Source organism: Mesorhizobium sp. WSM3862 (assembly GCF_002294985.1).
In the GTDB taxonomy this organism is placed as follows: domain Bacteria; phylum Pseudomonadota; class Alphaproteobacteria; order Rhizobiales; family Rhizobiaceae; genus Mesorhizobium.
This window is the reverse complement of record NZ_NSGE01000005.1, coordinates 173,625-199,507: the sequence shown is the minus strand read 5'-3', so window position 1 is coordinate 199,507 and position 25,883 is coordinate 173,625. Positions and strand designations below refer to the sequence as shown.

28 protein-coding genes and 1 pseudogene are annotated in these 25,883 nt (G+C 63.8%); 15 read left to right on the top strand and 14 right to left on the bottom strand.

Features of this window, described 5'->3' with window-relative positions:
• Positions 1 to 238 precede the first annotated feature (238 nt).
• The 4 genes from xylF to CK224_RS16620 all read left to right on the top strand — a co-directional run bounded on the left by xylF (position 239) and on the right by CK224_RS16620 (position 5,452).
• Positions 239 to 1,279: a D-xylose ABC transporter substrate-binding protein gene (gene xylF, locus CK224_RS16635; protein ID WP_095782499.1), complete on the top strand. Its 1,041-nt coding sequence runs from the start codon at positions 239 to 241 to the stop codon at positions 1,277 to 1,279.
• Positions 1,280 to 1,516: 237 nt separating this feature from the next.
• On the top strand, positions 1,517 to 2,881 hold the full coding sequence (locus tag CK224_RS16630) for a sugar ABC transporter permease (protein ID WP_095782498.1): 1,365 nt from the start codon (positions 1,517 to 1,519) through the stop codon (positions 2,879 to 2,881).
• A gap of 13 nt (positions 2,882 to 2,894) precedes the next feature.
• Positions 2,895 to 3,695 (top strand): ATP-binding cassette domain-containing protein, encoded by an 801-nt coding sequence (locus CK224_RS16625; protein WP_095782497.1) that lies wholly within the window; start codon positions 2,895 to 2,897, stop codon positions 3,693 to 3,695.
• Positions 3,696 to 3,826: 131 nt separating this feature from the next.
• Positions 3,827 to 5,452, top strand: a complete 1,626-nt coding sequence (locus tag CK224_RS16620) for a CHASE domain-containing protein (protein WP_095782496.1) — start codon at positions 3,827 to 3,829, stop codon at positions 5,450 to 5,452.
• 83 nt (positions 5,453 to 5,535) lie between these two features.
• Here the strand turns inward: CK224_RS16620 and CK224_RS16615 are convergent, their stop codons facing one another.
• The 6 genes from CK224_RS16615 to CK224_RS16595 all read right to left on the bottom strand — a co-directional run bounded on the left by CK224_RS16615 (position 5,536) and on the right by CK224_RS16595 (position 9,036).
• The gene (locus CK224_RS16615; protein WP_067002111.1) at positions 5,536 to 5,781 is read right to left on the bottom strand and encodes a YMGG-like glycine zipper-containing protein; all 246 of its coding nucleotides are present in this window, start codon (positions 5,779 to 5,781) and stop codon (positions 5,536 to 5,538) included.
• A 105-nt stretch (positions 5,782 to 5,886) separates the two neighbouring features.
• Positions 5,887 to 6,141 (bottom strand): hypothetical protein, encoded by a 255-nt coding sequence (locus CK224_RS16610; RefSeq protein ID WP_176477944.1) that lies wholly within the window; start codon positions 6,139 to 6,141, stop codon positions 5,887 to 5,889.
• A gap of 163 nt (positions 6,142 to 6,304) precedes the next feature.
• Entirely contained in the window at positions 6,305 to 6,472 is a 168-nt protein-coding gene (locus CK224_RS31300; protein ID WP_176477943.1) for a hypothetical protein, read from the bottom strand.
• A gap of 226 nt (positions 6,473 to 6,698) precedes the next feature.
• Positions 6,699 to 7,730, bottom strand: coding sequence for a PAS domain-containing sensor histidine kinase (locus CK224_RS16605; protein ID WP_095782495.1), 1,032 nt, complete (start codon positions 7,728 to 7,730; stop codon positions 6,699 to 6,701).
• A 180-nt stretch (positions 7,731 to 7,910) separates the two neighbouring features.
• On the bottom strand, positions 7,911 to 8,075 hold the full coding sequence (locus tag CK224_RS16600) for a DUF1328 domain-containing protein (RefSeq protein WP_067002119.1): 165 nt from the start codon (positions 8,073 to 8,075) through the stop codon (positions 7,911 to 7,913).
• Between the two features lie 166 nt (positions 8,076 to 8,241).
• The gene (locus CK224_RS16595) at positions 8,242 to 9,036 is read right to left on the bottom strand and encodes a response regulator (protein WP_067002122.1); all 795 of its coding nucleotides are present in this window, start codon (positions 9,034 to 9,036) and stop codon (positions 8,242 to 8,244) included.
• Positions 9,037 to 9,258: 222 nt separating this feature from the next.
• Here CK224_RS16595 and CK224_RS16590 point away from each other — a divergent pair, with 222 nt between their 5' ends.
• Positions 9,259 to 9,462, top strand: coding sequence for a NepR family anti-sigma factor (locus tag CK224_RS16590; RefSeq protein WP_095782787.1), 204 nt, complete (start codon positions 9,259 to 9,261; stop codon positions 9,460 to 9,462).
• A gap of 3 nt (positions 9,463 to 9,465) precedes the next feature.
• Positions 9,466 to 10,017 (top strand): RNA polymerase sigma factor, encoded by a 552-nt coding sequence (locus tag CK224_RS16585; RefSeq protein ID WP_040973662.1) that lies wholly within the window; start codon positions 9,466 to 9,468, stop codon positions 10,015 to 10,017.
• A gap of 31 nt (positions 10,018 to 10,048) precedes the next feature.
• On the opposite strand, the gene CK224_RS16580 is transcribed toward CK224_RS16585, so the two are convergent.
• Complete coding sequence (locus CK224_RS16580) at positions 10,049 to 10,393, bottom strand: response regulator (protein ID WP_348628392.1); 345 nt, start codon at positions 10,391 to 10,393, stop codon at positions 10,049 to 10,051.
• Positions 10,394 to 10,591: 198 nt separating this feature from the next.
• Here CK224_RS16580 and CK224_RS16575 point away from each other — a divergent pair, with 198 nt between their 5' ends.
• The 4 genes from CK224_RS16575 to CK224_RS16560 all read left to right on the top strand — a co-directional run bounded on the left by CK224_RS16575 (position 10,592) and on the right by CK224_RS16560 (position 12,571).
• Positions 10,592 to 11,353, top strand: a complete 762-nt coding sequence (locus CK224_RS16575) for a Crp/Fnr family transcriptional regulator (protein WP_095782493.1) — start codon at positions 10,592 to 10,594, stop codon at positions 11,351 to 11,353.
• 71 nt (positions 11,354 to 11,424) lie between these two features.
• Complete coding sequence (locus tag CK224_RS16570; protein ID WP_095778215.1) at positions 11,425 to 11,751, top strand: DUF883 family protein; 327 nt, start codon at positions 11,425 to 11,427, stop codon at positions 11,749 to 11,751.
• Positions 11,752 to 11,761: 10 nt separating this feature from the next.
• Positions 11,762 to 12,226: a phage holin family protein gene (locus tag CK224_RS16565; RefSeq protein WP_095782492.1), complete on the top strand. Its 465-nt coding sequence runs from the start codon at positions 11,762 to 11,764 to the stop codon at positions 12,224 to 12,226.
• 129 nt (positions 12,227 to 12,355) lie between these two features.
• Complete coding sequence (locus CK224_RS16560; protein ID WP_067002134.1) at positions 12,356 to 12,571, top strand: hypothetical protein; 216 nt, start codon at positions 12,356 to 12,358, stop codon at positions 12,569 to 12,571.
• Between the two features lie 20 nt (positions 12,572 to 12,591).
• On the opposite strand, the gene CK224_RS16555 is transcribed toward CK224_RS16560, so the two are convergent.
• On the bottom strand, positions 12,592 to 13,512 hold the full coding sequence (locus CK224_RS16555) for a diacylglycerol kinase family protein (RefSeq protein WP_095782491.1): 921 nt from the start codon (positions 13,510 to 13,512) through the stop codon (positions 12,592 to 12,594).
• Between the two features lie 240 nt (positions 13,513 to 13,752).
• On the opposite strand from CK224_RS16555, the gene CK224_RS16550 reads away from it, so the two are divergent.
• The gene (locus CK224_RS16550; protein ID WP_095778175.1) at positions 13,753 to 15,141 is read left to right on the top strand and encodes a PRC-barrel domain-containing protein; all 1,389 of its coding nucleotides are present in this window, start codon (positions 13,753 to 13,755) and stop codon (positions 15,139 to 15,141) included.
• 44 nt (positions 15,142 to 15,185) lie between these two features.
• Here the strand turns inward: CK224_RS16550 and CK224_RS16545 are convergent, their stop codons facing one another.
• On the bottom strand, positions 15,186 to 16,748 hold the full coding sequence (locus CK224_RS16545) for an alkaline phosphatase family protein (RefSeq protein WP_245425967.1): 1,563 nt from the start codon (positions 16,746 to 16,748) through the stop codon (positions 15,186 to 15,188).
• 230 nt (positions 16,749 to 16,978) lie between these two features.
• Here CK224_RS16545 and CK224_RS16540 point away from each other — a divergent pair, with 230 nt between their 5' ends.
• From CK224_RS16540 to CK224_RS16525, 4 genes are all read left to right on the top strand, one after another.
• Positions 16,979 to 17,911, top strand: coding sequence for a VOC family protein (locus tag CK224_RS16540; protein WP_095782489.1), 933 nt, complete (start codon positions 16,979 to 16,981; stop codon positions 17,909 to 17,911).
• A gap of 4 nt (positions 17,912 to 17,915) precedes the next feature.
• On the top strand, positions 17,916 to 18,554 hold the full coding sequence (locus CK224_RS16535; protein WP_095782488.1) for an alpha/beta hydrolase: 639 nt from the start codon (positions 17,916 to 17,918) through the stop codon (positions 18,552 to 18,554).
• The gene (locus CK224_RS16530) at positions 18,547 to 18,843 is read left to right on the top strand and encodes a GNAT family N-acetyltransferase (protein ID WP_095782487.1); all 297 of its coding nucleotides are present in this window, start codon (positions 18,547 to 18,549) and stop codon (positions 18,841 to 18,843) included. The genes CK224_RS16535 and CK224_RS16530 overlap by 8 nt, the downstream gene beginning before the upstream one ends.
• 276 nt (positions 18,844 to 19,119) lie before the next feature.
• Positions 19,120 to 20,178: a dipeptidase gene (locus CK224_RS16525; protein ID WP_095782486.1), complete on the top strand. Its 1,059-nt coding sequence runs from the start codon at positions 19,120 to 19,122 to the stop codon at positions 20,176 to 20,178.
• 74 nt (positions 20,179 to 20,252) lie between these two features.
• Here CK224_RS16525 and CK224_RS16520 read toward each other — a convergent pair.
• The 5 genes and pseudogenes from CK224_RS16520 to CK224_RS16500 all read right to left on the bottom strand — a co-directional run bounded on the left by CK224_RS16520 (position 20,253) and on the right by CK224_RS16500 (position 25,838).
• Positions 20,253 to 21,007, bottom strand: a pseudogene (locus CK224_RS16520) (IS5 family transposase).
• A 118-nt stretch (positions 21,008 to 21,125) separates the two neighbouring features.
• A complete protein-coding gene (locus CK224_RS16515; protein ID WP_082980657.1) occupies positions 21,126 to 21,383 on the bottom strand; it encodes a hypothetical protein in 258 nt (85 codons plus the stop codon).
• A 1-nt stretch (position 21,384) separates the two neighbouring features.
• Positions 21,385 to 22,614: an aminomethyltransferase family protein gene (locus tag CK224_RS16510; protein WP_095782786.1), complete on the bottom strand. Its 1,230-nt coding sequence runs from the start codon at positions 22,612 to 22,614 to the stop codon at positions 21,385 to 21,387.
• Positions 22,615 to 22,657: 43 nt separating this feature from the next.
• A complete protein-coding gene (locus CK224_RS16505) occupies positions 22,658 to 24,232 on the bottom strand; it encodes an NAD(P)/FAD-dependent oxidoreductase (RefSeq protein WP_095782484.1) in 1,575 nt (524 codons plus the stop codon).
• Complete coding sequence (locus tag CK224_RS16500) at positions 24,219 to 25,838, bottom strand: NAD(P)/FAD-dependent oxidoreductase (protein ID WP_095782483.1); 1,620 nt, start codon at positions 25,836 to 25,838, stop codon at positions 24,219 to 24,221. The genes CK224_RS16505 and CK224_RS16500 overlap by 14 nt, the downstream gene beginning before the upstream one ends.
• Between the last annotated feature and the right edge of the window lie 45 nt (positions 25,839 to 25,883).

Sequence of the window (25,883 nt, the reverse complement as noted above, 5' to 3'; positions counted from 1 at the left end):
CGGTGGACGCGGGCTGCGCCTCCTCCGAACTGTTCCCCGATAGTGGCAGAAGCGGTCGGCACTGTCATTATTTATTGCGGGTCTCGAAAAAAAAGTACGCGACACCTCAAAAACCGTCAGAATTGCAGTTGACAGCGCCTTTGCCTTGGATCAGTATTTTTTCGAGGCTCGAAAAAAAGCCTCTGCATGGTCTTCGGGCCAATCTGGGTCGCGCCGCGAGGGGCGCAGGGAGGATATCATGAAGAGATTCGCAGCCGCCATTCTGGCGGGCGTCGCCATGTCGTTGACGTTGGCGTCGGTCGCGCAGGCGAAGGACAAGGTGATCGGCGTTTCGTGGTCCAATTTCCAGGAAGAGCGCTGGAAGACCGACGAAGCGGCGATGAAGAAGGCGATCGAGGCCGCCGGCGACAAGTACATATCCGCCGACGCACAGTCCAATCCAGGCAAGCAGCTGACCGACGTCGAAAGCCTGATCTCGCAGGGCGCCAATGCGCTGATCATCCTGGCGCAAGACGCCTCCGCGATCGGGCCGGCGGTGCAGAAGGCACTCGACGAAGGCATTCCGGTCGTCGGCTACGACCGCCTGATCGAGAACAAGGACGTGTTTTATCTGACCTTCGACAACAAGGAAGTCGGCCGCATGCAGGCCCGCGAGGTGTTCAAGGCCAAGCCCGAGGGCAATTATGTCTTCATCAAGGGCTCGGGCGCCGACCCGAACGCCGATTTCCTGTTCTCCGGCTCGATGGAAGTGCTGAAGGAAGCCATCGACAGCGGCAAGATCAAGAATGTCGGCGAGGCCTATACCGACGGCTGGCTGCCCGCCAACGCGCAAAAGAACATGGAGCAGTTCCTGACCGCCAACGACAACAAGGTCGACGCGGTGGTGGCGGCCAATGACGGCACCGCCGGCGGCGTCGTCGCGGCGCTGACGGCGCAAGGGCTGGCCGGCACCGTTCCGGTCTCGGGCCAGGACGGCGACCATGCCGCGCTCAACCGCATCGCGCTCGGCACCCAGACGGTGTCGGTGTGGAAGGACGCGCGCGAGCTCGGCAAGCACGCCGCCGAGATCGCCTCGCAGCTCGCCGACGGCAAGAAGATGACCGACATCGCGGGCGCCAAGGACTTCACGACGCCTGGCGGCAACACCGTCAAGTCGCTGTTCCTGACCCCGGTCGCAATCACCAAGGATAATCTCAACGTCGTCATCGACGCGGGTTGGATCAATAAGGATGAAGTCTGCGCGGGCGTTGCCGCCGGCAGCGTCGCGGTCTGCAACTAAGCTGGCCGTCAGGTTCAAACGCAGCGCCGCGGCCCAACGGCCGCGGCGTTTCTCGAAAGGCTTTCGGGCGTACTGAAGCCGGAGACCATTGGGGCAGTTCACTGTCCGGCAGGATCGCCGAACTGCTCCAGCCGTTTGTTTCCGCGCAATTCCAGGCGGCTACGCACTTTTTCCTGGAATTGCTCTAACATCGTGGTCCGGCATCCGCGCCAGACGGCAAGCCGGCGGGAGGAGATCATGACCGATACGACCTCTGATACGCCGGCCAACCCGGCGGCGGATCGCGCGCGGGCTTCCGAACTGAGCACCGTCGGGCGCTTCCTCAAGGCGACCGAGCTCGACACACGCATGCTCGGCATGGTCGGCGCGCTGCTGATCATCTGGATCGGCCTGCATGTCATCTCGAGCCTGCGGCTCGGCGTCAATCCGCTCGATTTCGACAGCCGAACGTTCCTGACGCCGCGCAACCTGTGGAACCTGTCGGTGCAGACCTCGGCCGTGGCCATCATGGCTTCCGGCATGGTGCTGGTCATCGTCATGCGCAACATCGACCTCTCCGTCGGATCCGCCGAGGGTTTGATCGGCATGGTGATGGGCTTTGCCCAAGTGCATTTCCTGGTGCGAATGGTTGGGCTCGAGCTTGGCAATCCCTGGATCTGGGTGCTGGCACTGTTGATCGGCCTGGCGCTCGGCCTGCTGATCGGCGCCTTCCAGGGCTTCGTCATCGCCTATCTCGAAGTGCCGGCCTTCATCGTGACGCTTGGCGGGCTGCTGGTCTGGCGCGGTGCTGCCTGGTGGGTCACCAGCGGCCAGACGGTGGCGCCGCTCGACGCCACCTTCCAGCTGATGGGCGGCGGACCGGCCGGCTCGATCGGCGCCAAATGGAGCTGGATCGTCGGGATCGTCGCCTGCGTTGCCGTGGTGTTTGCGCTGTTCAACGGCAGGGTGCAGCGCAAGCGCTTCCGTTTCCCGCTGCGTCCGATCTGGGCCGAGACGCTGCTCGGCGCGGTCACCTGCGCGGTCATCATGGGCGCGGTGTGGCTGGCCAATTCCTATCCGTGGCCGGTCGGCATCGTGAACCGCTATGCCGCCGCCAAAAACCTCACCGTCCCCGAAGGCGGCCTGTTCATCGCCCACGGCATCGCCATTCCGGTGCTGATGGCGATCGCCGTCGGCCTCGTCATGACCTTCATCACCAAGCGCACTCGCTTCGGCCGCTATGTCTTTGCCATCGGCGGCAATCCGGAAGCGGCCAACCTTGCCGGCATCAACACGCGCTGGATCACCATGAAGGTGTTCATGATCATGGGTGTGCTGGCGACGATCGCCGCGGCGATCTCGTCGGCGCGGCAGAATTCGTCGACCAATGCGCTCGGCACGCTGGACGAGCTCCTGGTCATCGCCGCGGCGGTCATCGGCGGCACCTCGCTCGCCGGCGGCTCGGGAACCGTGCTCGGCGCTATGCTCGGGGCGCTGCTGATGCAGTCGCTGCAGTCCGGCATGGTGCTTCTCGGCGTCGATTCGCCGCTGCAAAGCATCGTCGTCGGCGCCGTGCTGGTCATCGCGGTCTGGCTCGACACCATCTACCGCAAGCGGGTGTGAAGGAGGCAGCATCATGGCAGACGAGAACGCTCCCGCCGACGCCGCGCTGGTCGACATGCGCAACATCTCGATCGCCTTCGGCGGCATTCGCGCCGTCGACGACGCCTCCATCGATCTCTTCCCCGGCGAAGTGGTGGCGCTGCTCGGCCATAACGGGGCCGGCAAGTCGACGCTGATCAAGATACTGTCCGGCGCCTACAAGCGCGATGCCGGTCAGATCTTCGTCAATGGCGAGGAGGCAGCAATCTCCAACCCGCGCGACGCCAAGAAATACGGCATCGAGACGATCTATCAGACGCTGGCGCTTGCCGACAATGTCGACGCCGCCGCCAACCTTTTCCTTGGCCGCGAGCTGATGACAGCCTGGGGCACGCTCGACGACGTCGCCATGGAGGCCGAAGCGCGCAAGGTGATGGGCCGGCTCAATCCGCGCTTCCAGCGCTTCAAGGAGCCGGTGATCAAGCTGTCCGGCGGACAGAGGCAGTCGGTGGCGATCGCGCGCGCGATCCTGTTCAACGCGCGAATCCTGATCATGGACGAGCCGACGGCAGCGCTCGGCCCTCAGGAGACGGCCCAGGTCGGCGAACTGGTGCGGCAGCTCAAGGCCGACGGCATCGGCATTTTCCTGATCAGCCACGACATCCATGACGTGTTCGAGCTGGCGGACAGGGTCTGCGTCATGAAGAACGGCCAGGTCGTCGGTACGGCGCGCACCAGCGACGTGACCCAAGACGAGGTGCTCGGCATGATCATTCTGGGCAAGTGCCCGCCGGGCGCCATGCCAGGCCCGGGAGCGCTGAAAATCGCGGCCTAAGACCATAAATTGGTTGGCTAATTTGCGACTTGTTTGATGAGCCAATCGCGGCGTTGGGTTGGCCTTGCCATTGTATTGGCGCGGAGACTTGCCCATAAAGGTAGCCAACCATCCATGGGCCGCACCCTGCATTGAAAAAGCTTTTCCCGATCGTCGCCTTCATCGCCGTCGCGCTGATCAGCCTGACGATGGCGGGGTTCGCCTATTTCGCGACCCAGGAGGCGGCACGCATCAAGTTCGAGGGAACCGCCGACGATGCGCTCAACCGCATCGAGAGCCGCATCGACCTGCATCTGTCGCTGCTGCGCTCGACCCAGGCGCTGTTCGATGCTCGTAACGGCGATATCACGCGCGGCGAGTTCAAGGCCTTCCTCACCGCGCTCGACATCGACGACAATTTCGCCGGACTGCGCGGCATCGGCTTCCTGAGGCTGGCCAAGACCGGCGACGAGGCCACGCTCGAGCGCGACATCCTGCGCGCTCGCGGTTCGGCCCACCCGGTCTATCCGGCAATCACGCAGCAGCAATGGCGCACGCCCATCGTGCTTTTCGAGCCGCTCGATACCTCCAACCAGTCGATCATCGGCTTCGACATGTTCAGCGACCCGGCACGGCGGGCGGCAATCGAGAAGGCCATGGCCGACGACCAGCAGCATGCCAGCGGGCTCGTTCAACTTGGCCAGGGACAAGGGCTGGAGCAGACATTCCCCGGATTTCTGGTCTTCGTGCGGCTGAACGTGGAAACGGCCCCGGACGTCATCAATGCCAGCCGCTCCTCGACCGCCGGCTTCCTCTACGCCTCCTTCCGCGCACGCGATCTGTTCCAGGTGGCGCTCAGCAAGGCTCCGCTGCTGCCGGTCAACGTCGAAATCTTCGACGGCCAGCCGGGAGCCGACAATCTCCTGTTCCGGTCGGAGGCGCCGCCGGCCGAATCGCTCGGCGGAAAGCTGCTGGCGCGCCGGGATATCGTCGTGGCCGGCCGACCCTGGACTGTCCTGTTTCGGCCGACGAGCGCTTTCGCGCTGCCTTCCTCGCGCGCTATTCCCGTGATGCTCGGGCTGTTCGGTCTGCTGCTCGCCGGGGCGATTGCCTTGGTGGCCCGCTATCAGGAGCGCGCCTACGAGGCGAAGTCGCTGCTGCATGAGGCGACGGAGAAGAGCCTGCTGGAAAAGGAGCTGATCCTGCAGGAGATGAAGCACCGCATCAAGAACTCGATCACCAGGGTGCTGGCGATCGCGCGGCAGACTGCTTCGCAGGCCACCGACGTGAAGGAGTTCTCGGCATCATTCTCGGCGCGGCTGCAGGCGATGGCTGCCTCGCAGGACATGCTGACACGCTCGCGCTGGCAGAAGGCGGACCTCGGCGACCTGCTGCGCACCGAGCTTGGGCAGGTGTTCGGCAAAGAGCTTTCCGAAGGCATATTGTCGGGGCCGGAAGTGCTGCTTGACGAGACGACGACGCAGGCGCTTGGCCTGACCTTCCACGAGCTTGCCACCAACGCGCTGAAATATGGCGAGGCCGGCAACTCGGTGGGCGCCCTGAAGGTCGATTGGCGGGTCGAAGGACGTGGCCGGGAGCGGACGCTGGTGCTCGATTGGCGCGAGGCCGGGCAAAAGAAACTGGAGCCGCCGGCAAAGACCGGTTTCGGCACCAAGCTGATCGATCTCAATGTCACGCGAGAATTGCGCGGTACGATCAAGCGCGACTACCGGGCCGACGGGCTTAAGGTGGAAATCCGAATACCCCTGCCAGGCTGAGCGCCTGTCGGTCAGGGTCTAACAACGATCTACCCGGGGACCGCTGGTCGGCCCCCGGGTAGATGACTGTGTCTCGCGGAAAATCAGTTGCAGCGGGCCTTGTATCTCGTGCCGTCAGCGTGACGATATATGCAATAGCCATTGCGCAGGTTGCGAACCAACAGGCCGGACCCGGCGCCCACAGCCGCGCCGATCAGCGCGCCCCTGCCGCCGCCGACCAGGCCGCCGACGCCGGCGCCGATCAAGCCGCCCCCGACGACATCCTGCTCAGTCGTGGTGCAGCCGCTAACGGCGACCACGGCAACCATGGCAATGATCATTTTCCGCATAAATAGCTCCTCGCTTTTGTCCTCACTTTTGGCAGTGCCAACCGCCGTTTAGCACGAAAAAACGGGCTTTGCCTGCCCGATCTTGTTATTGCTGAAGAGAGTGTCTTACGGGCGTGCGCCGTTTGACGCGACAAGCGCGCCGGAAGTTTCCAGCGACGCGACGAGCCTGCCGTCGGGACGCACGGTCCACAGCAGTTGATCGTAGTCGTCTTCAAGTGCCGGATCGACGGCAAGGCACTCGCCCTTGACACGCGGCGTGCGCCCCTGCAGGTCGCCCAGCGCAAACGGCCGTTCGGCGATGCAAGCCTCGAAAGTCTCGAAGACGCTGACCGGCACCGACAGTTCGCGGCAATCGGTCATGGTGTCCGAGCAGCCAATGACGAGGAGCAGGCGGCGATGTGTTCCACGGGTCGAAACCTCCCGCCGCAAAGAACGATTGTTGCCGCTCAAAAGTTCCTGCTCGGCGGAGTCGGCGCGCAATGGCGCGTGCCCTTGGCGCCGGCCGGCTGCTCGATTGGAAAGATCAGGCCAGTTGCCAGTCCACCGCCAGCACGAGAGCAGCAACAAGGGCGACGGCGCCGAGGCGAAGCGATGGATGGGAGGAACGGGGCGAGGGCGGTGCTTCGGCGTCCTGGAAGCCGCCCATCGAGACGCGGGCGGCCCGCTCCAGCCTGTTCATATCGGCAATCATCTTCGGTTCCTCCCAAATCGCGGTGTGATTGCGCGGCTGGGTTTGATGCGTCGCGAGCGGTTCAGCTCCTCACGGGATCGCCGATCCACTCCAAGGTTTACGCAACTCGGAAGGGCATTGCGCGCTATCCTGGAGTTGCTTCTGCCGGGGAACACAATCGGATTTTATGGTGAACAGCAGGTTAAACGCCTCTCCGGCGGCTGACCGTTGCCCCGGGACGTGGTTGTCATTCTATCTCGAAATTGCCGCGCGGGATGGTCAGGCGATATTCGAGACGATCGTCGTCGATATCGAGACTGGCGGAGCCGTTCAGCGACGTCGGCACGACGCGTTCGAGGGCGACGCTGCCAAAACGATTTTCGGTGCGCCGACCGGCGCCGATCCTTTCTGTCCAAATCAGCAAAAGGCCAGGCGAAGTCTCGCTGCCGGCCGCGATCCTGGCGCTTACCCTGATCCGTCCGTCAGGCTGCGACAGGGCGCCGTAGCTTACCGAATTCACGGCCAGCTCGTGCATGGCCAGTCCGATATGAAGGGCAGCGTTCGGATTGAGGTAAGGGTTCTCCCCATCGAAACGCAGGCTGCGACTTGGATCGGCGCTATAGCGGCCGATCTGGCCGGACACGAGCTCACGAAACGCCGCTCCCCGCCAGTTGGAGGATGTCACCAGATCCTGAGACGAGGCGAGCGACTGGATGCGGCCGCGAAAGTGCGTCAGGAAATCGCCGAGCGTCTCCGAGTAGCGTCCGGTCTGGGTGGCTATGCTCTGGATGATGGCCAGAAGATTCTTCGAGCGATGGCTGACCTCTCGCAGCAGCGTCTTCAGCGTCTGCTCGCGGCGCTTCTGCTCCGTCGTCTCGACCATGGTGGTGACGACGCCCTGAACCTCGCCGGAGTCGCTGCGATCGGCATCGATCCAGACATGGAACCAGCGCACGCCGTCACTGTCGGAAATGCCGAGCTCGAGGCGATCCGGGTTGCCGGTTTCAATCACCTTGCGCTTGGCTGCGCCTATGCGCTCGGACTGCGCGGGGGAAAGCACATCCTTGCCCTCGGCCGTCTCGCACGCCCACGGGGCGCGCATGTTGCGCGCCCAGACGGTCTTCATTCCACGATCCTGGTAGAGGACCGAAATTCCAGCATTGTGGAGCGCGTGGAGCAGCGCGCGCCCCACCTGCATCCCGCTTTCCGCCGGATGCATCGCGATTACTTCGTCGCTGCGCTCTTGCGTATAGTCCTTCTCTGAGGCCTTGGAACGCATTCGATACTTCCCGCATCCAGGCGCGAACGGCTTTCGAGGATTGCTGCCCCGGTCTTGACCTACTGACACTTACGCTGCCCAAAAGCGGTCCGCCGGACGACATCCTTTTGGGGACATCGCCCGGCGGTGGCTGGAAACCGTTTGAGGGGTGCGGCTTCCAGTGTTCGGCACTGCCCCTGGTCAGGTTCTCCTGACGAGGCCGGCGATGAGTGAGATCACCAGGAAAGCAAGGAAGACGAAGAACAATATCTGCGCGATGCCAGCCGACGTGCCGGCGATGCCGCCGAACCCAAGCGCGCCGGCGATGATCGCGACCACAAGAAAAACGAGCGCCCAGTACAGCATGATATCTCTCCTTCTAACGTCCTGGAAAAAACGTGGCTGGATGGCGTTTGTTCCACCATTTGCGGAAAAAGACGATCCCCTGAAAACGCTTCACGGATAGGACTCCGCGGCCGCATCGTGCGAGGCGCGGGCGCCTCGCATGAGAGCTCAATGATCGGACATGCGGTCAGGCCGCGGCTTTCGCCTGCCGGTCGAAGAACAGCGCCTGACTGATCAGGGCCTTCACCATGTCTGGATTGAAGGGCTTGGTCACCAGAAACGCCGGTTCGGGACGCTCGCCGGTCAACAGGCGCTCAGGGAAAGCGGTGATGAAGATCACCGGCACCGGCGTCGAGGACAAGATCTCGTTGACCGCCTCTATGCCCGAGCTGCCATCGGCGAGTTGGATGTCGGCCAGCACCATTTTCGGACGCGTCTTGCCGAAAACGGCGACCGCCTCGGCGTGCGTGCGGGCGGTGCCGACAACGCGATGGCCGAGGCTTTCGACCATTTCCTCGATATCCATGGCGATCAGCGGCTCGTCCTCGATGATCAGCACGTCGGTCGCGACCTGGCGAGAAATCTCGCTGCTTGCCTGGGCAAGCAATTCGGAGAACTCCTGTTCGTCGGCATCGAGGATTTCCGCGGCTTCATCCTCGCTGAAACCCTCTACGGCGACCAGCAGGAAAGCTTGCCTCGGCCGCGGCGCGATTGCGTTGAGATTGGCGGCCGCCCGCTGCTCCCAAGCTGTCTGCGCATGCTCTTGCGGCACGCGGATCGCAATCGAAGTGAAAAGCCTGGCAAAGACCTTGTACAGCGCAATGCGATCGCTCGATGCCTTGGGGAAAACTTCGGTGTCGGCGATGATGGCCTCCAGCATCGCAGCAACCAGGGCGTCACCGCTTTCCTGCGATCCCGACACGGCGCGCGAGAAACGGCGGAGGAAAGGCAGGTGAGGAGCGATGGTTGCGGACAGGCTCATATTTGACGTCTCCCTCAGATGACGTTGTTGCATTGCAAAGGCTAGACTCACTGGAAGTCCCGGCAAAACCAACGTCGGCTTTCTGAAAAAGTTCCGCCGGGCAGGGAACTAAATTAGGAAGCGGGCGTTTCCGGCTTTGGGATGGGCAACCAGACAAGGGTGCCGCTTGCGTCGTGATCTATGGTTTTAAAGCGGTTTCAGGTGCTGGGACTTAGGGCAAACATGAAAGAAATGTCAAAGAATGCAATAACTGGCGCCCCGAGCAGGCACCGGAACGGGGGTAGCAGTCCGCTCGGACCGAACTCCGAAATCGCCCGCAAACTCAAGCAATATTACGACGAGCTGGTCTCCGATCAGGTGCCGGATCGATTCGCTCAGTTGCTCAGCCAGCTGGAAAAGGCCGAACCCGCCGAGAAAAAGGACTGAGACATGGCGGCGGTCTCCCAGAGCTTCAAGACCGAGTTGCTCGGCGCGATCCCAAGCCTGCGCGCCTTTGCGGTGTCGCTGACGCAGAATGCCGACAAGGCGGACGACCTCGTCCAGGAAACCCTGGTCAAGGCGTGGGACAAACATGAGAGTTTCCAGCCGGGCACCAACCTCAAGGCCTGGCTGTTCACGATCCTGCGCAACGAATTCTATTCGCAGATGCGCAAGCGCGGCCGCGAGGTGCAGGACAGCGACGGCATCATGACCGCCAGGCTCGCCGTCCACCCGGCCCAGCATGGCCAGCTCGACCTCAAGGATTTCCGCGGCGCGCTGGAGCAGCTGCCGGAGGATCAGCGCGAAGCCATTATCCTGATCGGCGCGTCCGGCTTTTCCTACGAAGAGGCGGCGGAGATCTGCGGCTGCGCGGTGGGCACGATCAAGAGCCGGGTCAGCCGCGCGCGCGCCCGGCTGCAGGACATCCTGAAGATTTCTGGCGAGGACGAATACGGCCCCGACGCGATCTCGGCGCAGGTGACAGGATCAAACGCCGCCTGACACCCACCTCCGGCTCTTCGACGCTACGTCGTCACGCCGCTTTCGCGCGCCTGCAGGCGAGCGCCAGGGCCTGGATCAGATCGTCTCCCGAGTAGGGCTTGGTGACCAGCTTAATCTCGGGAAAAGAGCCTTCGAGATCCTCGGCGTCGGAGTAGCCGGACGCGAAGACGAATGGAATGTCCGCGCTGCGCAGCCGCTCGGCGAAGTCGAGTGTCGAGGTGCCGCCGAGCATCAGGTCGACGATAGCGGCGTCGAACCACGAAAACCCATCCCGCAGGTCGATTTCAGCCAGGTCCCCAACAATCGTGACCTCGGCTGCCCCTTGGTCGCGGCATAGTTGCTCGACATCCATCGCTATCAAGAATTCGTCTTCCAAGACCAGGATGCGCAATCCGTCTAGCAATGGGGGCACGTGGCGGCGACTCCTATAAGGCTTCAGTCATGCGCGGTATTCGGCGCTCTGTCATTTAAAAAAGACATGACCGGCGATGCATTGCGTGAGCGGCGGAACCTCGGTCCGGGTGAAGCGTTTGTATTCGCCCGATCGGGGCAGGGGTTTCGAAGAGGGGTCGAAATGTCCGGCCAGAGCGCATATTCCCTTGCCACCCGCCAATATCCTTGCGGCAAGTGCCCGCTGCGGCCGCTGCCAGTCTTTCGCGAATTCGAGAGTCAGGAGCTGTTGTTCGTCAGCGGGTTCAAGAAAGGAGAGCTTGCGGTCGACAAGGGGGCGACCGTGCTGGTCGAAGGCAGCCACAGCGCGCATCTCTACACCATACTTTCAGGCTGGGCATTCCGCTACAAGCTGTTGCGCGACGGGCGGCGGCAAATCCTCAACTATTCCATGCCCGGCGATCTCATCGGCCTGCAAGGCAGCCTAATGGGCGAGATGCAGCATTCCGTCGAGGCCTTGTCGCCGATGCTGCTGTGCGTCTTCGAGCGCGACCAATTGCACGAGCTTTACCGCAACTACCCGGGCCTGGCCTATGACATCACCTGGATGGCGTCGCGCGAGGAGCGCATGCTCGATGAAAACCTGCTGAGCATCGGTCGCCGTTCCGCGCTGGAGCGCACCGCCTATCTTGTCGCCTTCATCTCCAGCCGTGCCCGGGGCGCAGGCCTTAACGGCAAGCGGCCGGTGCAGATCCCGATCACGCAGCAGCATATCGCCGATACGCTCGGCCTGTCGCTAGTGCATACCAACAAGACGATCCGCAAGCTGATGGACCGTAAGCTGATCATTTGGCGTGACGGTGGTTGCGAGGTTATCAGCCATGAGGGGCTGACGGAGTTGGCCGGCTGGCAAGGTTTGGGTGAGGAGCGCAGACCGCTCATCTGACGACGACCGGCAGAACGGAACCCCGGTCTCGGCCAAGCGTTGAAATGGAAGCAAACTTAAGGAGTTACGCAATGGCGACCGCCGCAGGCAGATCCGCAACAGATACTCCCCCCAGCGCCGACCTCGAAGCCGACATCCGGCAGTTGAAGGCCGATATCGAAGAGCTCACCAGGCAATTGGCCAAGACCCGGGACGACAGTTACGGGGCAGCGCGCCGCGCGGCCGCCGAAGGCGTCGAGCAGCTGCGCGCGCACGGCGAGGCAGCGTTCGAAAGCATGCGCGGAAGCGCTCAGGATTTGGAAGCGCAGTTGATAGCCAGCGTTCGCGAAAAGCCGGTGACGTCGCTGGCGATTGCGGCGGGAGTAGGCTTCCTGTTCGCGCTGCTGTCGCGCCGCTAGCAGCCCTCATATGGGGACGCTGGTTTCGCTTATTTCCGGCCTTGCTTCCGGCGAGGCGGTGGCGGCCTTGCAAAGAGCGCGGCTGACCGCAATCCTCTACGGACTTGCCGGTGTTTTTGCCCTGTGCGGCGTCGGTTTCCTCATCGGCGCGGCCTATATCTGGCTGGCGGCGCGCTACGGGCCGCTAGCGACCAGCCTCGGCTTCGGCATCGGCTTCCTGGTGATCGCCGGGCTGATTGTCGTGATCCACAAGCTCACAACCAGCATGCGGGCGCGGCGGCGCGCGCGAAGGCGAAAGGCCGACATGACGGCGGTTGGCGTTACCGCGGCGCTCGCTCTGCTCCCGGCGCTCGCGAAAAGCAAGGGCGGCCTGGGGACGCTTCTCGCGCCCGCGATCGCGCTCGCCGCCTACGCCATCTACCGCGAGAACGTGAAGGCTGGGCCTCGAGAAAAGGATCGCAGCGAAACGCCATAGGCGCGGCAAGCCGGTCGGGGCGGCCGACCGTGCCGGATATAGCTGTCGGATTGGGAACTTTCGCGGAAAGGGTCCGTTACCCGACCATGCCGTGCTCGGCGTGCGCGCCCCCACACCTGGAGACCGACAATGCCCAAGACCGTTCCTGAAAACGAAGCCCGCCAGGGGCACTGGGGCTGGCATGCGCTCAGGATTCTCGTCGCCGGGCTGCTGCTGGTATTCATCGCCTGGGGCGTAGCCGAGATTTATGGCGTGCTGATCAAAGAGCCGAGCACCGAGCAGCAGCACGTCCCACAACCTCCAGGGACCGAGCAGGCGCCTGCTCCCAGCGGTCAAACACAGTAGTTTTGAGGTCTTGGCTTCATTCAGGCTGCCTTTGCCTGCGCGCTGCTTCTAGGGACCAGCACGTTAAGGGTTGCTGGATGGATCTCGACTGTGGTTTCGCGTTCCAGCTTGACCAACTCTCCGTCCATCACCGCCTTGAACTTTGTCGGCGAGGAATGAATTTTCAGCACGGCTTTGTCAGCCTGGTGGATCTCGACATGTTCGCTTTGGCGCCACCGGCCGCGCAGCATGGCAAGCAGCAATTTTACCAAGTCACGGCGCCGGCGCGCAACGCTGACATAGATGCCAAGCACGCCGCCGGCCGGATTGTCCGCATAAGGCAGATGGCCCTCGCCGAACAGATTGTTGCTGATGCCAATTCCGGTCGCGCGGGTGATGATGTCGGTCTTGCCGATGGTCAAGGTCACCTTGAGGGTGCGCGGGTTCTTGATCGTTGCCCATGCGGCGCGAACCGACGCCCGCATCTTTCCCAGCCGCGAGCCAAAATCCATCTTCTCGCGGAGCTGGACCATTCTGGCATGCATGCCGATTGAAAATTGATGCACGAAGGGACGGCCATTCGCAGTCGCCATATCGACCGCCTTGACCTCGCCGTCGGTAAAGGCCTTCAAGGCGGCTTCCAGTGTTTGGGGAATGCCAAGGCTGCGCGCGAAAAGGTTCATCGTACCGGCCGGCAATATGGCCAACGCCTTCTGCTTGTTCATGAGAAGCGAGGCGGCGGTGGACACCGTTCCGTCGCCGCCTCCGGCCAGCACGACATCGACGTTGCGCATGGCTATGGCCTTTTCCAACGCCGAGGCGATTTCGCCGCCCGCAACGATGTCGATCTGAACCGAATGGCCGGCCGCTTCCAGAAGCTCGCGGACCCGGTCGGCAAAGGCTGGAACATCGGTCGTGCGCAGGGTGCCCCCGTCCTTGTTCAGCACCGCAGCAAACCGCATGCCCCTCTCCGTCCTGCTATTGTTAGGCCAAAAAACGAACTCTCAGCCGCAGGCTGAAACGGAAAAGGGCCGCCGAAGGTTCCGCGCCAGCGAGCAAGGCAAGCGCCGTGGACGGGCGCCGTTTGGAACAAGGCTCCCCTCACGACGTTGTGAAATCGTGGAATATTGCCGCGCTCGCCCTTGCCTTGTGCGAGGCCGCGAACGCGGCGCGTAGGAAATCAGGCACGAGGAGAGACGATCATGATCCGCACTCTTTTTGCAACGACCGCGCTTGCAACCCTCCTAGCAACCGGGGCCATTGCGCAGAACACAACGCCTGCACCGGCGCAGGCGCCCGCCACCGAAACCCCCGCGCCCGCCGCCGAGACCCAAGCTCCAGTAGTACGTGCAGACGGCGCGCTGATGACCAATATCATCGGTGAATCCGTCTATAATGGGACCGGCGACGATGCCGAAGACATCGGCAAGGTCGACGACGTCGTTTTCGATGCAAGCGGCAACGTAAAATCCGTCATCATCGGCGTCGGCGGCTTTCTTGGCGTCGGCACCAAGGATGTCGCCTTCGATTACAACAAGCTGGAATGGGCCGAGAAGAACGGCGACCGCTGGCTCGTAGCGAAGACGACCAAAGACGAGCTGAACGCACAGGCGGCCTTCGATCGCAAGGCCTATGATCCGGCCCCGGCGCAAACGACCGATGCCACGCAGCCTGCGACCACCGACACCGGAACGGCGCAAGCGCCCGCGCAGCCGGCCCAGCCGGTAGAGAAGGCTGAAGGCAATCTCGCCACCAACATCATGGGCGAGTCGGTCTATAACGGCACCGCCGACGACGCCCAAAAAATCGGTGACGTCAACGACATCGTTCTTGCCAAGGACGGCAAGGCCGAATCCCTCGTGATCGGCGTCGGCGGCTTCCTGGGCATTGGCGAGAAGAACGTTACCTTCGACTTCGCCAAGGCCAAATGGGCGGAGAAGAATGGCGATCGCTGGTTGATCGCCGAGACGACGAAGGAAGAGCTGGAGGCTCAGCCGGACTTCAACCGCAAGGCCTATGATCCGGCGCCGGCCGCAGCCACCACGGCTTCGAACACTGCTCCGGCAACGACCACCCCTGCCGTGACCTCGTCCGACACCACGGCCGACAAGGAGGCCAAACCGGCTCAGCCGGCCCAGACGACGGCTGAGACCAAGCCCGCGGCGCCGGCTGCGAATACGACGGCTGAGAACAAGCCGGCCGATACCGGCACAGCCGCCACCGACACGACCAAGACAGCCTCGATCGACAAATCGACGTTGAATGAAATGCCGATGGGCAACATCAGAGTCGACGACCTGAAGGGCACCACGGTATACGGCGCCAACGATGTCGAGATCGGCGAGATTGGCGATGTCGTGCTGACGCCCGACAACAAGCCGGATGCGGTGGTTATCGATGTCGGCGGTTTCCTCGGCATGGGCGAGAAGGAAGTCGCCCTCGGCATGGATAAGCTGAAGTTCATGACCGACAAGGACGGCAACAAGTATCTCTACACCAACTTCACCAAGGAGCAGTTGGAGGCGCAGGCAGCCTACGACAAGAGCTCCTATGCCGCAAACCGCGACAAGCAGCGGATGGTCCTGCAGTAAGGGACCAGGCAGCGGGCAGCAGGCGGCAGGGAATACGCGTTTCGCTATTCCCCGCTGCCTGCTGTCTTGCTCACGTGGCCGACCACTCCGTCCTTTGTCAGCTCCGCCAGCGCGAGTGATTGGTCGAGATGGTTGGCGCGCCAGGTGAGCATCTTCTCGGCGAGTTCCACGCGCACCGGCAGATAGGCGGGGTCGTGCGCGACGTTGCTCAACTCGTCCGGATCCTTAGACAGGTCGAAGAGAAGCGGCGGCAGGCCGCCGCCGAAATGGACATATTTGAAAGCCTCGGTGCGAAGGACGGCAAGGTTGCAGTCGCGTGAGCCGATGCCGAAATGCCGCTCGGCTTTGCCGTCGGCGACCGAGCGGAAATCGAATTCCCAGTGCGCCGCGTCGCGCCAGTCGGCCGGCTCCTCGCCGTCGAGCCAGGACGCCAGCGACCTGCCGTCGAGGTGCGGTTCGGGTGCTGCGCCGATCAGGTCGAGCAAGGTCGGGAAGACGTCCACCGCCTCGGTGAAACGATCGATGGATGCGCCGGCCGCATTTGTCCGGCGCGGATCGCGCACGATCAGCGGAATGTGGTAGCTGGCGTCGAAGAAGCCGCCTTTGCCAAGCATGAAGTGGTCGCCCATCATCTCGGCATGGTCGGAGGTGAGCACAACCACAGTGTCATCCCAACTGTCGGCCGCCTTCAGCGCTTCCCAGATGCGGCCGAGCTGCGCGTCGAGCTCGGAGATCATGCCGTAGTAAAGCGCACGGATCCGGCGGAAATTCTCCTCGCTCCAATCCCGCACCTTGCCCTCGACGCCGGGAACGAACTTCGTCCGCTTCTGCAGGCCAAGATCGTATGCGAGGTAGGGGTGGCTTTGCGCCTCGGCCTGCCAGTTCGCCGCGCGCCGGAAAGCGGGGCCGTCGGCCGGGTCGTACATGGTGTTGTAGGGCTGCGGCACGATGAAAGGCGGGTGCGGACTGATGAAGGAGATGTGCGCGAACCACGGCGCCGACTGCTCCTGTTCGCCAAGCCAGCGGATGAATTCGCCGGCCAGGAAGGCCGCCGGCGTCTGGTCCTTCGAATAGACCGGCGGCGCGTTGCTTACATCATCGCCGACCTTGCCCTGCTTGCCAGCCGGACGATGGATGCCCGGTGCCCCGGCGCTCGTGTCGATGCCGCGCGTACGCAGCCAGGACAGCCACTGCTTCTGATGTTCGGGCAGCAACTGCCGGACGCTGAAGCCGGGCAGCACGCCTTCATAACTCCTCAGCCGCGGATCGCCGGCCGCAAGCCGGCGCGGGTCCGGCGCCACATCGGTATAACCGAACAACGTGGGGTCATAACCCACCGCGCGTGCGGAAAGCGCGATGTTACCGTGGCGGGCGTCGAGCGGCGAGCCGTTGCGGCAGACCCGGTTGTTCATCTGATAGAGGCCGGTGTAGAGGCAGGCGCGCGCCGGCGAGCAGGGCGCCGCTCCACCGTAGTGGCGCCGGAACAGCACGCCCTCGGCCGCGAGCGCATCCGCATTCGGCGTTTTCACCACCGGATGTCCCGCCGCCGACAGACAATCGCCGCGCCACTGGTCGCAGGTGATGAGAAGAACATTCGGGCGGCTCACTCGGTTGTCCAAACTCTTCTCCTCAAGACGGTGCGCCCGCTCATGGAGCCGAAATTTCCCGATCGGCGCAAGGAGGCAGCTTCATCAATTGGTGAACATCGGTCTTATGGCCGTTCACTTTTGTGATACAGTCCATTCTGAGTTTGGTCGCTTTGCCGGGCCAGGCGCTATCCTCATATTGCGGTGGACAGCGGCAGGGGCCGCAGCAAGGATAGGGAAGGAGCAAGACCATGCTCGATCAGATCAAGGGCCTGCATCACGTTACCTCGATGGCAAGCGATGCGCGCCGCAACAATGAGTTCTTTACCAAGAAGCTCGGCCTGCGCCGGGTGAAGAAGACCGTCAATTTCGACGCGCCGGATGTCTATCACCTCTACTATGCCGACGAGTTCGGCACGCCGGGCTCGGTGATGACCTATTTCCCGTTCCCCGACATCGGCAAGGGCCGGCATGGGGTAGGTGAGGTCGGCACCGCCGTCTTCTCGGTGCCGGAAGGCACGCTCGGCTATTGGGAAAAGCGCTTCGCCGACGAGGGCGTCAGCGGTGTCGGCCGCAGCGAAAGCTTCGGCGAGAAGCGGCTTACCTTCACCGGCCCCGACGGCGACAGTTTTGCGCTGGTCGAAGACAAGGCCGACAGCAGAGCGCCCTGGGTGAAGGGCGGCGTCCCCGCCGATGAGGCGATCCGCGGCTTCCACTCGGTCGCGCTGAGACTGAAGGACGGCGGCGCCACCGAGGAGCTGCTGAAGTTCATGGGCTATGAAGAGGTCGACAAGTCCGGCAACATCCGCCGGATGGCGATCAAGAACGGCAACGGCGCCGACGTCGTCGACATCGAATCGCTGCCGGGCGCAGGCTTTGCCAATCTCGGCGCCGGCTCTGTGCACCATGTCGCCTTCGCGGTCGAGGATCGCGCTAGGCAGCTCGAAGTGCGCAAGGCGCTTGTCGACACGGGTTACGGCGTGACGCCGGTCATCGATCGCGACTATTTCTGGGCGATCTATTTCCGCACGCCGGGCGGCGTGCTGTTCGAGGTGTCGACCAACGAGCCGGGCTTCAACCGCGACGAGGACACCGCGCATCTCGGCGAGGCGTTGAAGCTGCCGACGCAGCATCAGCATCTGAGACCCTATCTCGAACAGCATCTGCAGAAGCTGGAAGACTGACGCCATGAGCAAGGACGCCTACATCCACAAAGTGCTGCCCGGTTCGCCGGGCGGCCCGCTGCTGTTCGTCTTCCACGGCACCGGAGCCGACGAGAACCAGCTTCTGTCCTTCGGTCGCGAACTCGCGCCTTCGGCGACGTTAGTCTCGCCGCGCGGCGATGTGTCGGAGCAAGGTGCCGCCCGTTTCTTCCGCCGCACCGGCGAAGGCGTCTACGACATGGACGACCTCGCGCGGGCGACGGCCAAGATGGCCGGCTTCGTCAAGGCGCATGTCGAAGCGGCAAAGCCCTCGGCGGCGTTCGGCCTCGGCTATTCCAACGGTGCCAACATCCTGGCCTCGGTGGTGTTCGCCGAGCCAGGACTGTTCGATGCCGCGGCGCTGATGCATCCGCTGATCCCGTTCGAGCCGCAGGTGCAGGGCAGCCTTGCCGGGCGCCGCATCCTGATCACGGCCGGCAGGCGCGACCCGATCTGCCCGCCGAACCTGACAACGCGGCTGGAGGCCTATTTGCGCGCCGACGGGGCCGATGTCACAGTGGAATGGCACGACGGCGGGCACGAGGTGCGGCCGAATGAAATCGAAGCGGCGCGGCGGCTCTTTGCCCTCTCGCTCGTCGGCGCAGGAGGCAAGAAAAATGGCTGACCAGCTGCCCGAGATCGAACTGGAAGATCGCGGCTCCAAGGGTCGCTACCTGCTGCGCGGACCGGGCGGCGCCGAGGCCGAAATGACCTTCACCAAGGTCGGCGAGCACCAGCTCATCATCGATCACACCGAGGTGCCGGATGTCTTTCGCGGCCAGGGCGCCGGGCTTCGCCTGGTAACCCGCGCCGTCGAGGACGCGCGCGCGGCGGGCAAGAAGATAATCCCGCTCTGCCCCTTCGCCAACGCCCAGTTCCGCCGCCATCCGGAATGGGCCGACGTGCTGAAGTAGTAGCACCCGTCTTCCACTTCTCCCCGAGGGAGAAGGTGGCCGCGAAGCGGCCGGGTGGGGGAGTTCCAGGGAAAAACCGACTGTCTTACTCCGCTGCAGCGCCCTCAACCGTCTCGGCGCTGCGTGCCGATCCACCGCCCGGGGGCGAGCGACGCGGCCCAGCCATAAATGCGAACACGCGTCTGGCATTTGCGCAGTTCGGCCATCTTGCCTAATTAGACAGATCACCTGGGATTCTCCCGCCCCGATCCGCCACCTCAAAAAGCGAATGGCCTGATGACCGAATCCGACCTCATTCCCGTTTTCGACGGCCACAACGACACGCTGCTGAGGCTCTACCAGTCGAACGAAGCGGATGTCGAAAAGCTGTTCATCGAGGGCACGCCGGGCGGTCACATCGACATGCCGCGCGCCAACAAGGGCGGTTTTGCCGGCGGCATGTTCGCGATCTTTCCGCCGCCGATCGAAAAGACCAAGCGCAGCGCCGTGCCGCCGGCGCCGAGCGACAACGAACCACTGCCGCCGGAACTGCCGCGCGCCGAGGCGGTCACTTCGACCATCGGCATGGCCTCGATCCTGTTCAGGCTCGAGCGCGCCGGCGCGCTCACCGTCTGCCGCAGCGCCGGCGATGTGCGCGAGGCGATGGCGAATGGCTCGATCGCCGCGGTGTTCCATATCGAAGGCGTCGAGGCGATCGATCCCGAGCTTGCCATGCTCGACGTGCTCCATGCCGCCGGGCTCCGCTCGCTGGGGATCGTCTGGAGCCGGCCGAACGCCTTCGGCAACGGCGTCCCGTTCCGCTTTCCCTCGTCGCCCGATACCGGGCCGGGCCTGACCGACGCCGGCAAGGCGCTGGTCAAGGCATGCAACCAGCTCAGGATCATGATCGACCTCTCGCATCTCAACGAGAAGGGTTTTCGCGATGTCGCCGCGCTCAGCGATGCGCCGCTGGTCGCGACCCACTCCAACGTGCATGCGATCTGCGGCCATTCGCGCAACCTCACCGACTGGCAGCTCGGCGCGATCCGCGAAACGGGCGGCATGGTGGGCCTGAACTTCGCCACCGGCTTCCTGCGCGAGGACGGCCGCATGAATGCCGACACCAGCCTCGACATCATGCTGCGCCACATCGAGTCGCTGTTGCAGGCGCTGGGCGAGGACGGTGTCGGCCTCGGATCCGATTTCGACGGTGCCATGATCCCGGCGGTGATCGGCGACGTGGCAGGCCTGCCGAAGCTCCTCGACGCGCTCGCCGCTCGCGGCTTCGGGCGCGCGCTGATCGAGAAGATCGCTTATCGGAATTGGCTGCGTGTCCTTGAAAGGACGATCGGATAAAGTGACAATCTTGGACGTTCTGGATTGGGCCAGAACGCTCCCCCAGACGTCGTCATCCTAGGCTGAATCGACATTCAGCGCATCCATAGCATTGCGCAAGCGAGTTGGACGAAGCTGAGGAAGTAGAGAGCACGCCGGTCGTGTCGGGTGGCGATGCGCCTGAAGTGTTTGAGCTTGTTGAAGCAGCGTTCGATGAGATTGCGCGCCTTATAGGCTTCAAAGTCGTAGGGGATGAGGGTCTTGCGGGTTGGATTGCAGGGGATGACGGCCTGCGCTCCCATCTCGACGACGATCGCGCGCAGGGCATTACTGTCATAGGCCTTATCGGCAAGAACGCGTTTGGCCTTGAGCCCTTCGAGCAAAGCAGGCGCTTGGGTGACGTCGCCACGCTGGCCGGGCGTCAGGATCAGGCGCAACGGACGGCCGCGACCGTCGACAGCCATATGGATCTTAGTAGTCAATCCACCTCGGGAACGCCCCAAAGCCTGGTTCTGGTCCCCCCTTTTCCGGTCGCCGCCTGCTGGTGGGCGCGAACCAACGTGCTGTCGAGCATCACATAATCGTTGTCGGGATCAACGATCAGATCGGCAAAGACACGCTCCCAAACGCCAGCCTTCGACCAGCGCCGGAACCGCTGGTGCAGTGTCTTCCACTTGCCGTAGCGCTCGGGCACATCATGCCAATGCGCTCCGGAGCGCAGAACCCACAGCACGCCATTCACAAACAGGCGATTGTCTTCGCCGCTGCGGCCAGGATCACCTGCCTTTCCCGGCAACAGTCCTTCGATACGCTGCCATTGCGCGCTGCTCAGTTCATATCGACGTGCCATCCACCGCTCTCCAGATCGAATCTGGAAGCCTATGAATCATGCATCAACGCGATTTTGAATCCTGAATGTCGATTGGTCCTAGGACGAAGCAGGAGCTCAGCTCCGTCGCGCTGCGGGCTTACGCACCCAAGCGCTTCAGCCATTCCTTGCCGACACCGCGGTCGCGGATGATCGGCAAGGGGTCTTCATGGTCGAGCCGGGCGCAGATGCGGTAGACCTCCAGCGTCTCGGCATCCATCTCGCCGCGCTTGAAGAAGAACATCGCCGCCGCATAGCGGGTGCGGCCGGACCACATCTCGCCGAGCGGCGTGTTGACCAGCTGCCACTGCTCGGCCGCTTCCGCCTCCGCGTCCAGCCTGTCCGCATCCCCTTCCACGTCAAAAGTCCGCCGGCGGGTTGGCGGTGCGGCGATCGAGCTTGATGAACGGCCGCGGTACTACTTTCGCCCGCTTCATCAGCTTCTGGTATCGCAGCTCGCGCAAGGCGTAGATCTCGACCCAGAGGTCGTCGACGACTCTATCGCCGTAAGGCCGTTGCAAGGAGGCGATGGCGATGTTGCGCTTGGCCATGGGCGACCACATCGCTGCGCTGACAAGCCCGACCTCCTGGCTCTTCTTGCAGTAGACGGTGGCGTGCTCGGCCGGGATGTTGCCTTCGATCTCCAGCCCGACCAGCACATGGCGCAGCTGCTTCTTCGCCCGCGCTTCGAAGATGGGGCGGCGGCCGTTGAAGTGGCCTTTGTTCGGATCGACCATGAAGCCGACGCCGATCTCGTCCGGCATGCGCAGGCGGTCGGCACGGATGGCATGCCCGGCAGTGGTGAAGTCGGCATTGGCGACGATCAGCCCGGCTTCTAGCCGGGCGCGATTGAGCGCCGTGTAGCCGATGGCGCGGATGCCGCGCAGCCCGCCCGCCGCCATCAGCCGGTCCCACAGGCTCAACGCCTTGTCCGCCGGCACGAACAGCTCGTAGCCGAGATCGCCGGTGAAGCCGGTGCGCGAGATGGTGACGGCAGCGCCGTCATGCGCGAAGTCGGCGAGGTCGAAAACCCTCAGCCGCTCGATGCCGGCAAAGCCGGCGTCGCGCAGGATGGCGAAGGAGGTTGGGCCTTGCAGCGCGAGCCCGGCGATCGCTTCGGTTTCTTCCTCGACGCTGACCTCATAGCCGATGGCGCTGTCAAGCAGCCAGGGCAGATGCCGCTCCTGCGAGCACAGCCGAAAGCGCGTCGGCGACAGCCGGAACAGCGTGCCGTCATCGAGGACGAAACCCTCGTCGTCGCACCAGGCGGTGTAGTGGACGCGGCCCGGCTTCAGCCTGGTCACGTCGCGCAGCGTGACACGGTCGAGATAGGCTTCGGCGTCCGGACCCTCGATCCGGTATTTCGACATCGGCGAGATGTCGAAGAGTGCCGCCTGGCTGCGAATGGCAAAGTATTCCAGCTCCTCGTCCCAGAGCGAATGCGGCGCGCGGTAGCCAGCCCAGTTGTACCAGTCGTTTGTCAGCGCCAGCGCGTCAATGCGCGGCTGGAAAGGTGTGCCGAGCCGCAGCGTGCGGAAGTGGGATTGCGCCAGAGTGCGGGCGGAACCGATTTTCACATGACGATTCATGTTGGCGTCGTAGAGCGCTGCGTTTGTGAATGGCGAAATCATCTCATTCCCTTATCGCGATGATGCGGCGTGCGGCGTTGAGGCCGGGGGCGCCGGAGATGCCGCCGCCGGGATGCGAACCGGCGCCCGCAAGGAACAGCCCTTCGAGCGGCGTGTCGTAGCCCGACCAGCCGGAGACCGGCCGCGACATCAGCATCTGGTCGGCCTGCAACTCGCCGTGGTGCCAGTGACCGCCGGGCATGCGGTAGCGTCCCTCGATGTCGGCCGGAGTCAGCAACTCGGCATGACGCATCGTGGCGCCGATGCCAGGCGCATAGGCTTCGAGCTGCGCCATGATCGCCTTGAGGAATTGCGGCTTGCCGGCGGTCCAGCCCTGTTTCAGCGCATAGGGCGCGTACTGCACCACCGCGGACAGCACGCAGGCGCCGGAGGGTGCCAGCGAAGGATCGACCAGGCTGGGCAGCGTGATCTCCATCACCGGCTCGGGCGAGAACTCGCCATATTTCGACGGGTTGAAGGCGCCCTCGACATGGTCCGGCGAAGGCGCGATGACGAGGCGGCCCTTGTGGCCAGCGGCGTCCACGCCGGCAAATTGCGGCGGCCGGTCGAGCGCGAGATGGAGCTTCGCCGCATCGCCCTTCATGCGGATGTTCTTCACCTTGCGCACGAAACCGGTGTCGACCTCGCGCGGCCCGGCCAAATCGAGGATCGTGGTTGCGGGATTGATGGCCGAGACGACGGCTTTTGCGCGCAGCGCCTCGCCGCCCTGCGTGACGACACCGACGGCGCGGCCCTTCTCGACGACAACCTTGGCGACCGGCGAAGCCAGACGGATCGAAACACCCGCTTGCTCGGCCGCCGAGCGGATGGCGGCAACGACCGCGCCCATGCCACCCTTGGGCTGTATCTGCGCGCCGGCGAGGCCGCCGATCTCGCCAGCGAGCCGATAGTAGAGGCCGAGCAGCGATGTCGGCGAGCGCGGACCGAGATGGCTGCCCAGTGTCGCGTCGAAAGCGAGCAGGCCTTTCAGCCTGTCGTCGGAAAGCTGCTCGTCGAGCAGGTCGTAGACGTTCATCAAGAGCACGCGCAGGAAGTCGCGCATGTCCTCCTTGCCGAGCTTTTTCAGCGCCAGCGCCGTCTGGCCGAGCCCGGTCATTTCGGCGAGCGACATGCCGGCAAGGTCCGGCGGACGGCGAGACAGGAAGGGTTTCAGCACGCCGGCGTAGCGCAACAGCTGCGCGCGCAGGTCGCGCCAAGCCGACTGCTCCGACGGGCTGGCGCCCGTCAGCGCCTCGCCATAGGCGCCGTGCAGCACCAGCGGGCCGTCTTTCGATAATGCGACCGAGGGCACGAAATCGCCGCGCTCGATCTTGAGCCCGTGGCGCTCGAGCACCAGCGTCTTCACCACATCGGGATGCAGGCGGTTGAGCAGATGAGCGACCGAGGAGACGCGAAACCCCGGCGCGAATTCCTCGGTGCGCGCCGCGCCGCCGACCTCCTTGCCGGCCTCGAGCAGCAGCACCTTGCGTCCCGATTTCGCCAGCGTGGCGGCGGCGACCAGGCCGTTGTGCCCGCCGCCGATGACGATCGCGTCCCAATTCGCTTCAGATGACGTCATGGGCCGGGCTCATATGCAGGGTTGGTTTGGCGAGATCGCGCAGGATCTCGGCGGCGGCGTTGCGTCCGGGCGCGCCCATGACGCCGCCGCCCGGATGCGTGGAGGAGCCGCACATATAGAGCCCGCCGACCGGCGAGCGGTATTGCGCGTAGCCCGGCACCGGGCGGTTGAACAGCAGCTGGTCGAAGGTCAGTTCGCCTTGGAAGATGTTGCCTTCGGTGAGGCCAACCTCGGCCTCGATCTCGCGCGGCGTGCGCACCTCCATATGGACGATGCGGTCGCGGAAGCCGGGCGAATATTCGGCGATCTGCGCAACCACGCTCTCGGCGAAGCCGTCGCGGTCGGCGTCCGTCCAGTCTCGGCCGCCAATTTTGGGCGGCGCGTATTGCACGAAGCAGCTCATGAAATGTTTTGCCGGCGGCGCCATGGTCGGGTCGAGCGTGGTCGGGATCACCATGTCGAGGAAGGGATCGGCCGACCAGCGCCCGGCCTTCCAGTCGTCATAGGCGCGCTCCATGCGCTCGATTGAATCGGTGAAGTGCATGTCGGCGCGGTAGACCGGCGAATCCTTCGGCAGAGCCGGGAATTGGGGAAGCGAATCGAGCGCGATGTTGACCTTGCCGGACGAACCGCGGATCTTGAAGTTCCTGACGCGACGGAGGAAGATGTCGGGCAGCTCCTTCTCCTCGACCAGTTTCAGGAAGGTGCGCTTCACATCGGCGTTTGAGACGACGAGCTTGCCGTGGACCTCTTCGCCGCCGGCCAGCACGACGCCCTTGGCCCTGCCGTTCCTGATCAGCACGCGCTCGACCTCGGCGCCTGTGCGGATCGTGCCGCCGGAAGCCTTGAATGAGGCGGCGAGCGCCTTGGTCACGGCACCCATACCGCCACGCGCATAGCCCCAGGCGCCCACGGAGCCATCGACCTCGCCCATATAGTGGTGGAGCAGGACATAGGCCGTGCCGGGCGACATGGGCCCAAGCGCCGTGCCGATGATGCCGGAGAGCGCAAAGTTCGCCTTGATGACGTCGGTCTCGAAATACTCGTCGAGGAAGCCGGAGATCGACATCGTCCAGAAGCGCAAGGTCAGCGCCATTTCCTCAGCGGTGAGACCGGCGAATTTCTTGCCGAGATAAAGCAACTCGCCAAGATCGCGCGGCTTGAAGCTGGTGGGATCGGGCGCGGTGCGCATCAACAGCGGCTGGATGAAGCGGCACTGCCTTGTGACGTCGCGCGAATAGCGGTCGTAGGCCTCGGCGTCGCGCTTGGAGAAGCGGGCGAATTCGCGGCGATGCGCATCGTGGTCGCGGTAGTTGGCGAGATAGTCGCCGTCGCGCGTGAACACCGCGCCGCCTTCATAGGAGATCACCTGCAGGCCGAAGCGCGGCAGCTCCAGATCGCGCATGATCTCGGGCCGGAACAGCGAGCAGACATAGGAGCAGTTGGAGTAGAGAAAGCCCGGCGTCAGCTCGCGGCTGGTGGCCGCACCGCCGACCCAGTCGTTCTTCTCGACCACCAGCACGTCGAGCCCGGCGCGCTGCAGATAGCCGGCGTTGACCAGCCCGTTGTGGCCGCCGCCGATGACGATCGCGTCCCATGCCTTCATGTGCGCTCAACCTCCCTCCGGCCGCCCGTTTTTGGGTGCGATTTG